9 protein-coding genes are annotated in these 11729 nt (G+C 44.5%); 3 read left to right on the top strand and 6 right to left on the bottom strand.

Features of this window, described 5'->3' with window-relative positions; genetic code table 11:
* The first annotated feature begins 68 nt into the window (after positions 1-68).
* Positions 69-230 (top strand): DUF2256 domain-containing protein, encoded by a 162-nt coding sequence (locus tag BB427_RS23960; RefSeq protein ID WP_082083428.1) that lies wholly within the window; start codon positions 69-71, stop codon positions 228-230.
* Between the two features lie 105 nt (positions 231-335).
* The gene (locus tag BB427_RS16730) at positions 336-2498 is read left to right on the top strand and encodes a TonB-dependent siderophore receptor (protein ID WP_069022054.1); all 2163 of its coding nucleotides are present in this window, start codon (positions 336-338) and stop codon (positions 2496-2498) included.
* Between the two features lie 61 nt (positions 2499-2559).
* On the opposite strand, the gene BB427_RS16725 is transcribed toward BB427_RS16730, so the two are convergent.
* The 6 genes from BB427_RS16725 to BB427_RS16700 all read right to left on the bottom strand — a co-directional run bounded on the left by BB427_RS16725 (position 2560) and on the right by BB427_RS16700 (position 10292).
* On the bottom strand, positions 2560-3063 hold the full coding sequence (locus BB427_RS16725) for a hypothetical protein (RefSeq protein WP_045988521.1): 504 nt from the start codon (positions 3061-3063) through the stop codon (positions 2560-2562).
* A gap of 87 nt (positions 3064-3150) precedes the next feature.
* Positions 3151-4161: a low-specificity L-threonine aldolase gene (gene ltaE / locus BB427_RS16720; RefSeq protein ID WP_083229901.1), complete on the bottom strand. Its 1011-nt coding sequence runs from the start codon at positions 4159-4161 to the stop codon at positions 3151-3153.
* 120 nt (positions 4162-4281) lie between these two features.
* A complete protein-coding gene (locus BB427_RS16715) occupies positions 4282-6030 on the bottom strand; it encodes a hemopexin repeat-containing protein (protein WP_069022052.1) in 1749 nt (582 codons plus the stop codon).
* Between the two features lie 248 nt (positions 6031-6278).
* A complete protein-coding gene (locus BB427_RS16710) occupies positions 6279-7865 on the bottom strand; it encodes a sugar porter family MFS transporter (protein ID WP_069022049.1) in 1587 nt (528 codons plus the stop codon).
* A 6-nt stretch (positions 7866-7871) separates the two neighbouring features.
* Positions 7872-8879 carry a LacI family DNA-binding transcriptional regulator gene (locus BB427_RS16705; RefSeq protein ID WP_069022047.1) on the bottom strand — a complete coding sequence of 336 codons (1008 nt, stop codon included), beginning with the start codon at positions 8877-8879 and terminating at the stop codon, positions 7872-7874.
* Positions 8880-8948: 69 nt separating this feature from the next.
* Positions 8949-10292, bottom strand: a complete 1344-nt coding sequence (locus BB427_RS16700; protein ID WP_069022045.1) for a GH1 family beta-glucosidase — start codon at positions 10290-10292, stop codon at positions 8949-8951.
* A gap of 185 nt (positions 10293-10477) precedes the next feature.
* Here BB427_RS16700 and BB427_RS16695 point away from each other — a divergent pair, with 185 nt between their 5' ends.
* On the top strand, positions 10478-11728 hold the full coding sequence (locus BB427_RS16695; protein WP_069022043.1) for a sugar MFS transporter: 1251 nt from the start codon (positions 10478-10480) through the stop codon (positions 11726-11728).
* Position 11729: the final 1 nt, after the last annotated feature.

Raw genomic sequence — 11729 nt, 5'->3', positions numbered from 1 at the left:
ACGCAGTTAGCGTCAGATTTGCTCTTTCAAATTGAGTAAGTATTAAGACTAATTGGTATAAACCTCAAATGGCTCATAAAAAACCAAACCTACCTTATAAAGTATGCCCTATTTGCGAACGTCCGTTTTATTGGCGGAAAAAATGGCAAAGAAATTGGGAAAACGTTAAATACTGCTCAAAGCGCTGTGCTTCTGAGCACCGCCCAGATATAAGACACAACAATACGTAGTCTAGAACAAAGCTTTGTAATATTTGCAAATTACAAAATAATAATATTGATAATCACTCTCATCTACAATATCATTTGCGCAAACTTAGATCATAGGGATTAATCATGCGCTCATTTAAATACAAATATCCAAGCCTTATTGCCAGTGTTGCATTGGCGTTGTCTTGCTCCGCAATTGCACAAGAGCAAACAAAACAAGATAAAGACGACATTGAAATCATCGAAGTTAGCCCAAGAGGTCTAATTTCATACGTTAGCGCTACTGCATCAAAAACAGCAGTTCCTATCGTCAAAACGCCTGTTTCAGTTTCAGTCTTAACAGCGCAACGTATTTCTGATTTAGGCGCAGAAACGCTGCAAGATGCGATTGGGTATGTTGCAGGTGTTTATAATGGGCCATATGGTGTTGATACTCGAGGCGATTGGTCTAAAATTCGTGGCGTCGACCCCTTACTCTACGTTGACGGCCTGCAAAAGCTTTTTGGCAATTACAACAATACCCGTACGAACCCTTATGCGCTTGAAAGCGTAGAGATCTTAAAAGGCCCTTCATCAGTACTTTACGGACAGGGGTCTACAGGTGGTATCGTCAACGCAGTATCAAAATTGCCAAAAGCAGACACTGAAGGTGAGATCTGGGCACAAGTGGGCAACTACGACCGTAAGCAACTAGCACTTGATTACAACACCACATTTGGTGAGCAGCAAGAATATCAAGCACGTGCTGTTGCTATGTATCGAGACAGCGGCACACAGACCGATTATGTTGATGACAACACCCTGATGCTTGCACCAAGCTTTAGCTGGCTTGCTTCAGATGAAACTAAAATTACCTTGCTTGCCAACCTTCAGAGAAATGAATCAGGCTCTTCAACGCAATTCTTCCCGCATGAAGGCACTATTCTACCTGCACAATATGGCCAAATTCCCAGTGAGCGTTTCGTCAGCGAGCCTGGCTGGGATAAATATGATACTGAGCAACAAGCGATCACCGCTATCGTTGAGCACAGCTTTGATTTAGACACACATATTAAGTTCTCCGGTCGCTACAGCGATAGTTCATCCGAGTACCGTACCATTTATTCTTGGCCACCAAAATTTGAAGCCGACAAACGCACTGTTAAGCGTATCGCCAGCCTCACCGATTCAAGTGCACGTAGTGTGACGATGGATCTTCAATTCCATAAATATTTGGAACTGGATGCGGTTAAACTCACTATGGTATCGGGTGTTGATTACCAAGATGCGGATACAGATTCTGATCGCGGCCGCGGCGTTGCTGCACCACTAGACTTATATAACCCTGTGTATGGACAAAGCACTGAGTTACCAACAGCGGTTGTCGATAACCCCGAGAATACGCTCAACAACAAGCAGCTTGGTGCTTATGCGCAAGTTACCGCAGAAGTGAACAGCTGGGTACTCAATGCGGCACTTCGCTATGATGACGTTTCAAATCAAGTGCAAACAGCTGGTGCAATCAAAAATAGTCAGAATGCCACAACAGGTCGGATCGGTGTGCTTTACCAATTTGAAAATGGCATAGCACCCTATGCTAGCTATTCTGAATCATTTAAGGCTGTATTTGGACAAAAACCACAAGGTGGCGCATATAAACCGCTTGAGGGTGAACAAGTTGAACTTGGTTTGAAATATCAGCCAACGGGTACTGAACACCTTATCACCGCTTCTATATTTGAAATTAAAGACAAAAATCAAATACGAAAAGTTTCCCCTGAGTTTGAAGTACAAGACGGTGAAATTGCAGTAAAAGGATTCGAGCTTGAGGCCCAACTTGAGTGGCAGCACCTTGATATCTATGCGGCATATTCTTATTTAGATACGGAACAAGACGTTTCTCCGCTGTCACCTACAGAACTCTATGTAGCACAAGATTTGGTTACGCTAATCACAGATGATACTCAGCTCTCAGCAACACCAAAACACTTGGCCTCAGTTTGGGCAACGTACCGCGCAGATGAATGGCTTCCTGGGCTTAAGTTTGGTGCCGGTATCAGACATGTGGGAGAAACTTATGACGGCAGTCGTACAGTTGAACTAAACGGACAAACACTGCACCAGCAATTAGTGACCGACAACTTTACGCTTGTTGATATGATGATTGGCTATGACATTGAACAATATCAATTCAGTTTACAAGTCGATAATGTCAGCGATAAAACAGTTATTACCAGCTGCTTGTTCCGTGGAGACTGTTTTTACGGACAGCGTAGAACCATCAGCGCCAACGTAAAATACAAGTTTTAACGATTAAATTATAAGAACTAAATCGCCCTAGAACCGAGACCAATGGTAATAGGGCGATGACTTAAAACTGATAGCTAAAAATTAAACTGCCATCAGCACGCTCAACGTTATGTCTATCACTTTCACCATAACCTGCAACCAATTTAACCCGCCAACCTGGTTGATTGATACTGGTAAAATAGTAGCTATAACTTACACCGATACCATTTGTCGTTTCACTATCAAAGAGATCGATAAGCGGCTCGAAAATATCACATACAGTGCCCTCTTCTTTACATACTGGACCTGCATCTCTCGCCCCTAATGCGCCAAGCACCACACCTAAAGCATGCTTGTTGTTTTCGGATACCGCTTTTTCATAACCGACAGAAAACCCATCATCTAAACCGATAAGGTAATTTCCATACCACCGACTATTACTATCGGCTTGAGGAAGAGACAGTTCGATTTGACCAAAAAATGGATAGCCAGTACCAGCAGAAAAATCGACCGAATTGGCAACACTTGCGGTGCTAATTAGCAAAGCAGAAATACCAAAAGTGGTCTTTATCAACGAAGAGAACATTAAATTTTCCTTATATAACTTTCGCACAAAACTAGCAGCAATCGTTCCCAAATAGAACACACCAAATGTAAATAAGTGTAATACCTATCACATCAACAAATTAGTGAGTTCCGCTATTAGCTCATCCACATCGGCGCGGCTCACTCCCATATGCGTCACAAATCGCATGCCTTGATATCCAGGAGTGATATTAATGCCCTTTGCCTTTAACTGCTTTGCTATCGCAAAAAGATCAATGCCAGCTTCCACTTCAGCGAAGATAATATTTGTCTGTACTAAGTGCTTACATGGCTTAAACCCAGGCAGTTGCTCAAGTTTATCAGCTAAATATTGCGCGTTTTGGTGATCTTCCTCGAGACGCTCTACATTATGTTGCAAAGCATAAAAACCAGCCGCCGCGAGCATGCCCGCCTGACGCATACCGCCACCAAGCATTTTTCTAAGCCTTCTCGCCTTTTCTATCAATGCTTTATCACCAAGCAATAAAGAGCCAATCGGCGCGCCAAGTCCTTTAGATAAGCAAATAGTAAATGAATCAAAGTGCTTTACGATTTCTGTGATATCAACCTTTAAGGCGACTGCAGCGTTATAGACTCTTGCACCGTCAAGATGGAGCTTTAAGCCACGCTCGTCACACAGTGCTCTGGCTTGTGCGATATATTCTAGACTTAATACCTTGCCACCAATGGTGTTTTCTAAACTAAGCAACTTAGTTTTCGCAAAATGAAAATCGTCAGGTTTAATCGCTTGCTTAATTCTTTCTAAGCAAATACTGCCATCGGCCTCGTTTTCCAATGGTTGCGGCTGAATAGAGCCAAGCACAGCCGCTCCACCCGCCTCAAATTTATAATTATGCGCCTGTTGGCCACAAAGATATTCATCCCCTCTTTCACAATGGCTCATCAGTGCAAGCAGGTTTGCTTGCGTGCCTGAGCTGGTAAACAGCGCAGCCTCAAAACCATGACGCTCAGCCGCAAACTGTTCAAGTGCATTCACTGTCGGATCATCACCATAAACATCGTCACCAAGCGGCGCGTCAAACATGCTTTGTTTCATGGCGGGGGTCGGTTGCGTAACCGTATCAGATCTAAAATCCATCAATCTTATCCTTGTCAAAAGAGGAGCGCACAGCATAACTGAAAAACGCGCATAGAAGTATAAAACAAGATGAAAAAGGGAGTTGTTCACTCCCTTCAAGATCCGTTACTTTTGCAGTGTTTACTGCAACCCGGGCCAAGTGCCATTATCAATGGCTTTAGGATAACCCGCATCCACTTTGTCAAAAGTAATGCTATATCTTAGATAGCGACCGTCAGTTAAGAAGAAATAAGCACGCGTGTCGTTCCACTTTAATGCTGCACTTATCTTTGTCGCATAGGCACCAAGTCCCGGCCAAGTATTATCGTTGATAGCTTTGGGATACACACTGTCCACTCGGTCATCTCCCAAGTCATAGCGTAAGTATTGACCATCATCTAGGAAGAAATACACCTTATCAGACGTCCAACGAAGGGTTGCTGTTATTTTATTTGCGTAGGCAGCAAGCCCCGGCCAAGTATTGCTATCAATTGTTTTAGGGTAACCTGCTCGTACCTTATCGCTCTGTACGTCATAGCTCAGGTATTGACCATCCGATAGAAAGTAGTACACCGTACCACTGTCTTTATAAAAACTTGCACGAATTTGTTCTGCATAATCGCCAAGTCCCGGCCAGTTGCCATTAGTCACCGATACCGGATAGCCATCATCCGTTTTATCTAACACAGTATCGTAACGCCAGTAGCGTGCATCTTCAGAGAAAAAGTAGCTTTTAGTATTATGCCACTGATGCGCCGCACTGAGCTTCAGCTCAGTAACTCGATAACCAACATGCACACCCTGTTGCTCAAAGCTATAGTTATTGATGCCAGATACGGCCTGCGGATCTTGCCACTGGGCAACACCCGCAGGCAAAGTTTCAATCAGTTGATTATTTCGATAAACACGTGTTTGCGCATTCGCACCATTTAGCCACGTAAATAGTTTATTGGCATAATTGAGTTTACGAATTCCTAAATCACCGTACATCGGCGTGCTTTCAAAACCCGCTTGCACATTTGTTTCAATACCCATGTAAGATAAAATGGTCGGTACAATCGCTGTTTGTGCTGGATAGCCATATAAACCAGAGAAGTCGGTATTAGCAGGATTAACATCTTTTGAGCTAAATTCTTTATTCAACACTTTGTTGGTGGCGATAAAGATGGTTTTTTCCGGCTCAGTTTGCTCACCATGATGACAGCCAACAACCGGTGTACGGCCATGATCGGTCGTGACCATCACCAACCAGTTCTCACCGTTTTGCTCTCTTGCTTCAACCGCATCGAGCAATTTACCCAGTCGCTTGTCCGCATCTTCTACCGATTTATTGTAGGCTGAACCAAAGCATAAGCTGTGGCCCACAGCGTCCGGTTCATCTAAATGTAAAAAGACAAAATCTGGTGAGCCGTTATTTAATGTAGCCAGCGCTTTATTTAAATTATCGTCGTCGCTGCCTCCCTCCGATCTCCTGTCCATCAAGGCAACATCGTCACTGAAAAATTGCGTATGAATAGGTCCCCAAGTACTAAAACTTGAGATATCGGCGTTAGCATCATGTTCTGCGATGTAACGATAAAGGCTGGGATAGGCTTTGTTTGCTAGGCCTGAGTCGTTGCTCGGCACTTGATGCTTATTCACCCAAACCCCAGTTAAAATTGTCGCCCAGCCTGGGCCACTTTTGGTTTTTTGCTGTGTTTGTGTTTTTGCTATCCCGCCAGTGTAAGCTTGAGTTAGATATAGGCGATCAAAGTTCGGTGTATTATTGGCACCAATTTTTTCGTATTGCAGGCCATCGATACCAATAAGCAATACTTTGTTTTCAAGTGCATCAACACTTGCGGTAAATGAAAGTGCAAGTAATGCACTGCTAAGCACGGGTAATTTCATTATCTTTCCTTTAAATGTGAATTTCTGGACTAGTCCAAGGAAGATAATAAATCCCAAACATGAATAATCGTTTACAAAAAAATTACATGGAAAAATATTTTATCGCGGGTTTTGCTAACTAACCTGAGGTTTGGATAAGGAATGTTCCAACTCATTGTTGCTAAAGCACAACTTAGTTTTCTCCTTATCTAGCCAGAGAGTTTTAGGGAAAACAAGGCGAATTTACGCACCAATATCCGAAGCTCAGGTTAACTAGGTTTCGCTTCCAAACTTTCGCTTAGCTGCTCCAAGCTCTTACCTTTGGTTTCTTCCACAAACAAAAATACCAGCGCAAACGAAAGCAATGAAAACAGGCTGTACAATAAGAAGGTGGTGCTTGCACCTAAATATTCAAGCTCCCACGGAAACACCAATTGTACGGTAAAACTGGCGGCATTATTAATCACACCTACAACGGAAATCGCAACGGCTCGAATTGCATTTGGAAATATCTCCGAAAACATTACCCACATGACTGGCCCAAGCGACATCGCGAACGACGCAACAAAAAGAGAAATCCCAAACAGAACTAGTTTTGCTGGCATATTAATGCTGTGTGCGAAAATCACCGACTTGTATTGTCGGTACTCGTCTGCAGTTAAACGCTGCTTTATCGCGTTATTAAATGCAACATCGGAGGTGAAAGTCTGGCCTAATATTGGCGCTAATGCATGCGCAGGAAAATCGGCTACTTCTGTCTTAATTTCAGCAATATGCGCTGTATTTAGCTGATAAGTTGCTTGCTTAAAGCCCCAGCTACACAGTGCCATACTAAAGCAAATGCCCGTTAATCCAATAAGTAACAGCGGCCGCCGTCCGAGCTTATCTATAGTCAGTAGCGCAACGATGGTAAAAACCACATTGATAAGACCAATCCAAATCGCTTGCATAAACGCAGCATCAGTGCCAATACCACTTTGTTCAAAAATGGTCGGGGCATAAAAAAACACCACATTAATCCCGGTGACTTGCTGCGCGACGGCAAGCACAATGCCTACCAGCAAAGGGACACGAAGTCGCTTACTAAACAAACTGCCCATTTTGCGCGCAAGCGACAAACTACTCAGTTGTAGTTTAGGTAACGCGGCTTGAATAGCATCAAGTTGCTGTTGTGCATTGTTGCTACCAAACAATCGCGTTAATGTGCGTTTAGCCTCTAGCGGTTGATCCTTCATCAATAACCACCGAGGACTTCGCGGCAATAACAGTAACAACAAAACCCAAGCCAGTGCTGGCAGCGCCTCAACACCAAGCATCCAACGCCATGTTTGACTATCTATTTGCCAATAAGACACCCACATTGCATCGCTATGGCTGAGCTGAAGTAAGAAATAATTAGTGAAATAGGAGATAAATAGGCCAACGACAATATTGAGCTGATTAACCGATACCAAACGCCCTCGCTGATCCGCTAAGCTGATCTCAGCAATATACATGGGCGCCACCATCAAGGAACAAAATGCCATTCCACCAATAAAACGCGCAATCACCAATGCTTCAAACGAAGTCGCAAAAGCCGAGCCAATCGCGGAGACAAAATACAAACACGCGGTCATCAGCAATGTTTGCTTACGGCCAATGGCATCAGCCACCGGCCCTGCAATAAGTGTTGCGACCAACCCTCCTAAGGTAGGCGCACTCACGACTATCCCTTGCTGCCATGGGGTGAGCTTAAAGGCCTCGCTGATAAACCCAATTGCGCCCGAAATCACCGACGCATCAAAGCCAAAAATAAACCCGCCTAACGATACAATCAAGGTGTACTTCAATGCATTGGATATCGACAGGCTGGTCATCGCTTATTACTCTGCTTTTACGGCGATAGAATCGCGCAAGATTAAGGTTGGTGGGTAGAGATTTTCAACATCGGGTTGGTGCTTCTCTTTATACACATGCTTAAGTACCCAACGCGCGGCCGCATAGCCCATTTTACGAATAGGGTTATCTATGGTGGTGAGTTTTGGATAAAGATATTTGGTAAATAACACATCGTCAAAGCCTACAACGGAAAGCGCTGATGGGACATCAAGTCCTGCTTCTCTGGCCGCAGTCATCGCACCTGATGCCATCTCATCGTTTGCGCAAACCAAGGCACTAAAGCGCTGCCCTGTTTGCATTAAATGATTAAATCCCGCGATGCCATCGGTTTCATGATAACCGCCTTCAAATGAGAGCTTAGGATCAAATGACACATTGTATTCAGCTAAGGCTTTTTGATGACCAGCCAAACGCGCTTTGGCATCAAGCTTAAATAACGGTCCACTGATATACGCGATATCTCGGTGTCCGCGCTGCAATAGCGCCTCAGTCGCTAGGTATCCACCCAGTTCGTTGTCAGTATAAAAACAGCGCTCTGCCAACTCTGGAATGTGGCGGTTCACTAGCACCAGTTCTACATCTCGTCCCGCAAGCTCAATGAGATATTCATCACTGACTGCTTCTGCATGCACAATTAAGGCATCGCAGCGCCTATCCAATAAAAACTCAATGGCTTGTTGCTCTTTTTCTTCATCACTGTGGCCCGCAGCAATAATGGCATGTTTACCCGCCGTTCTCAGTGTACTCTCTATGGTACTCATCATGTCACCAAAGAAAGAACCGTGTAGCTCAGATACCATAAGCCCTACACTATTACTGCGGTTAGAAGCCAAAGATTGCGCGATGGCGTTAGGTTTATAACCTAACTCTGACATTGCCGCGAGCACCTTCTCTTTGGTTTTGTCACTCACCTTTGCATTGCCATTCATCACCCGTGACACCGTGGCTAATGATACCCCAGCAGCTTTTGAGACTTCGTAAATCGTTGCCATACCTATTACTTTTATTCCATCAGTTGTATCTGCGCACTATACCAATTCTGGCTCAAAATGCGCATAGTTTTAGACACTTGATTTACGCTCTAGCAGCATCGTTTGGTAGGCTTTTGCACTCGCCTTTAAGGTTCTTTGCTGAGTATGATAATCAACGTGCACAATACCAAAGCGTTGCGTATACCCCTCTGCCCATTCGAAATTATCCATTAAACTCCATGCAAAGTAGCCACGAATATCAACGCCCTGCTCCATTGCTTGATTAACCGCGAGCAGGTGAGATTGGAAGTAAGCCAGCCTTTGCACGTCTAATACTTCGCCATTTTCCATTTTATCGTCAAAGGCCGCACCATTTTCTGTGATATAAAGTGGTGGCAACTGGTATTCAGCATGTAACTCCCGAAGCAATGCACAAAAAGAGTCTGGCACGACTTCCCAGCCCATTGTAGTGAGCGTTTCGGCACTAGGCTCAACTTGTTCATACCATCCATTACCATCAGATTGATAAATGTTTCGGGTGTAATAATTCACGCCAAGATAATCAATGGGGGCAGCAATAATCTCTAAATCTCCAGCTAGCATATCTGGTTGTACGTCCTTGGGGAGCTGGGCAAGTAAATCTGGGTACTGCCCTTCAAGAATAGGCTTGATATACCAGTGATTACAGTAATCATCCGCGATTTTTGCCGCTTCCACGTCACAATGCGCTGTAGACACAGGGTCCGCATTGGCAAAATTCAACACGACTCCATGGAGGCTATTTGGGCAATGGGCTCTTAACACTTGCATCGCCAAACCATGAGCAAGAAGCAGGTAATGAGCTGCTTGTCTTCCCGCCGCTTGGGAGCGCAAGCCCGGTGCATGAATACCTAATTCATACCCCAAATGTGCACTACAAAATGGTTCATTTAACGTGGTGTACGCATACACTTTATCGCCAAGCGCTTTACATACCACCTCGGCATACCGTGCAAACGCCACAGCCGTTTCTCGATTCAGCCACCCGCCCTTATCCTCAAGCGCTTGTGGCAAGTCCCAGTGATATAGCGTGACAAACACTTTTAAGCCTTTAGTAACCAACGCATCGACCAATTGTTGGTAAAATGAAAGTCCAGCATCGTTAACCGTGCCATCATCATTCATAACTCGTGGCCAAGAAATAGAAAGGCGATAGGCGTCAACCCCCAAACTGGTTATGAGTTCAACATCTTGCTGCCACCTGGATATATGCTCACAGGCAATATCACCGTTACTACTATCCTTTATCGCGCTATCATGTTCACAAAACCTATCCCAAATTGACTCACAACGCCCATGCCGCTCACCTTCGATTTGAAATGACGAAGTCGCAACGCCGAAAATATAGTCTGCCTTCAACATGGCCGAGTGTGTTGGCAGGATAATTTTATTCATGGTTAATCGTTCCAAGTTATGTGTTCACGCCAAGGTACGAGCGTGTTGTGTTAGTCACAGTGCAAGGCAAAAACATTTTTTATTTGAATTCGTGTTCGCTTTCTGCAATCATCATTAAAAATGTAAGCGCTTTCATTTTTATAAATGTAAGCGCTTTACCAAAAAAAATCAACTAGGAGTTTGTCGTGAGCGTACCGTCTCAACCACAGGTTTCAGCAGCAATCGCCACAGGCCATACTGGTCAGTACCGATTTGCTTTGGGGGCCCTCACCTCACTATTTTTTATGTGGGGTTTCATCACTTGCTTGAATGATATTTTAATTCCATACCTCAAAAGCGCGTTTGAGCTTAATTACACTCAAGCTATGCTGATCCAATTTTGCTTTTTTAGCGCCTATTTCGTTGTTTCGGTGCCAGCTGGTAAATTGGTTGGAAAAATCGGCTATCAAAAAGGCATTGTAACTGGATTACTTACCGCAGGCATCGGCTGTGTGCTTTTTTACCCCGCGGCTGAAAGTGGTATCTACGGCGTGTTTTTATTCGCGCTATTTGTACTAGCGGCAGGGATCACAGTGCTACAAGTTGCTGCTAACCCTTTTGTTAGTGTACTTGGCTCTCCCGAAACCGCCCCAGCACGACTCACCATGACCCAAGCCTTTAACTCTCTAGGTACGACTGTCGCCCCATTTTTTGGCGCCATGCTCATCTTCAGTGAGGGAAGCACAGTTGAGGTGGGCAATGCCAGCGCAACCCAATTGCCTTACTTGATGTTAGCAGCCATGCTCGCGTCATTGGCTTTGATCTTTGCCTTTATCAAACTTCCCCAGCTAAGTAGTACTACTGAGGAAGTCACCACAGGCGAAATCAAGGCATGGCAGCATAAACATTTGGTGCTTGGTGCAATCGGTATTTTCGTTTATGTTGGAGCTGAAGTGGCAATTGGCTCAACGCTCGTTAGCTTCTTACATCAACCGGACATTGGCAACATGACCGAAGCCCAAGCTGCAAAGCTCATCGCATATTATTGGGGTGGTGCCATGGTCGGACGCTTTATTGGCGCGTTAGTCATGCAGAAAATATCGGGTCGAACCGTGCTTGTCTTTAATGCAGCCTGTGCATTTGCATTAGTGCTTATCGCAGTATTTAGCAGCGGTCAGCTCGCCCTTTGGAGCATTTTGGCGGTCGGGCTTTGTAACTCCGTAATGTTCCCGACTATCTTTAGCTTATCGTTGAATGGGCTTGGAAAACAAACGGCACAGGGCTCAGGCATTCTCTGTCTTGCTATTGTCGGCGGTGCAGTTATCCCGCTATTTCAAGGGATGCTAGCAGACGGAATCAATCTGCAGCTATCATTCTTACTGCCTGCTTTATGCTATATCTACATCGCCTACTTTGGATTAAAAGGCGCAACTCCTCAGCGTTTCAAGAGTAATTAAG

Origin of the sequence: Pseudoalteromonas sp. BMB, assembly GCF_001709235.1 — a bacterium.
Taxonomy (GTDB): Bacteria; Pseudomonadota; Gammaproteobacteria; order Enterobacterales; family Alteromonadaceae; genus Pseudoalteromonas; species Pseudoalteromonas maricaloris.
The sequence above is the reverse complement of the archived record's forward strand: the minus strand, read 5'-3'. Positions and strand labels throughout refer to the sequence as shown.

What these genes read in the sequence shown, in the direction of transcription:
- BB427_RS16710 (WP_069022049.1), bottom strand. Translation starts at nt 7,865, where the DNA reads ATGACCAGCCTGTCGATATCCAATGCATTGAAGTACACCTTGATTGTA.
- BB427_RS16725 (WP_045988521.1), bottom strand. Translation starts at nt 3,063, where the DNA reads ATGTTCTCTTCGTTGATAAAGACCACTTTTGGTATTTCTGCTTTGCTA.
- ltaE (WP_083229901.1), bottom strand. Translation starts at nt 4,161, where the DNA reads ATGGATTTTAGATCTGATACGGTTACGCAACCGACCCCCGCCATGAAA.
- BB427_RS23960 (WP_082083428.1), top strand. Translation starts at nt 69, where the DNA reads ATGGCTCATAAAAAACCAAACCTACCTTATAAAGTATGCCCTATTTGC.
- BB427_RS16730 (WP_069022054.1), top strand. Translation starts at nt 336, where the DNA reads ATGCGCTCATTTAAATACAAATATCCAAGCCTTATTGCCAGTGTTGCA.
- BB427_RS16705 (WP_069022047.1), bottom strand. Translation starts at nt 8,879, where the DNA reads ATGGCAACGATTTACGAAGTCTCAAAAGCTGCTGGGGTATCATTAGCC.
- BB427_RS16715 (WP_069022052.1), bottom strand. Translation starts at nt 6,030, where the DNA reads ATGAAATTACCCGTGCTTAGCAGTGCATTACTTGCACTTTCATTTACC.
- BB427_RS16700 (WP_069022045.1), bottom strand. Translation starts at nt 10,292, where the DNA reads ATGAATAAAATTATCCTGCCAACACACTCGGCCATGTTGAAGGCAGAC.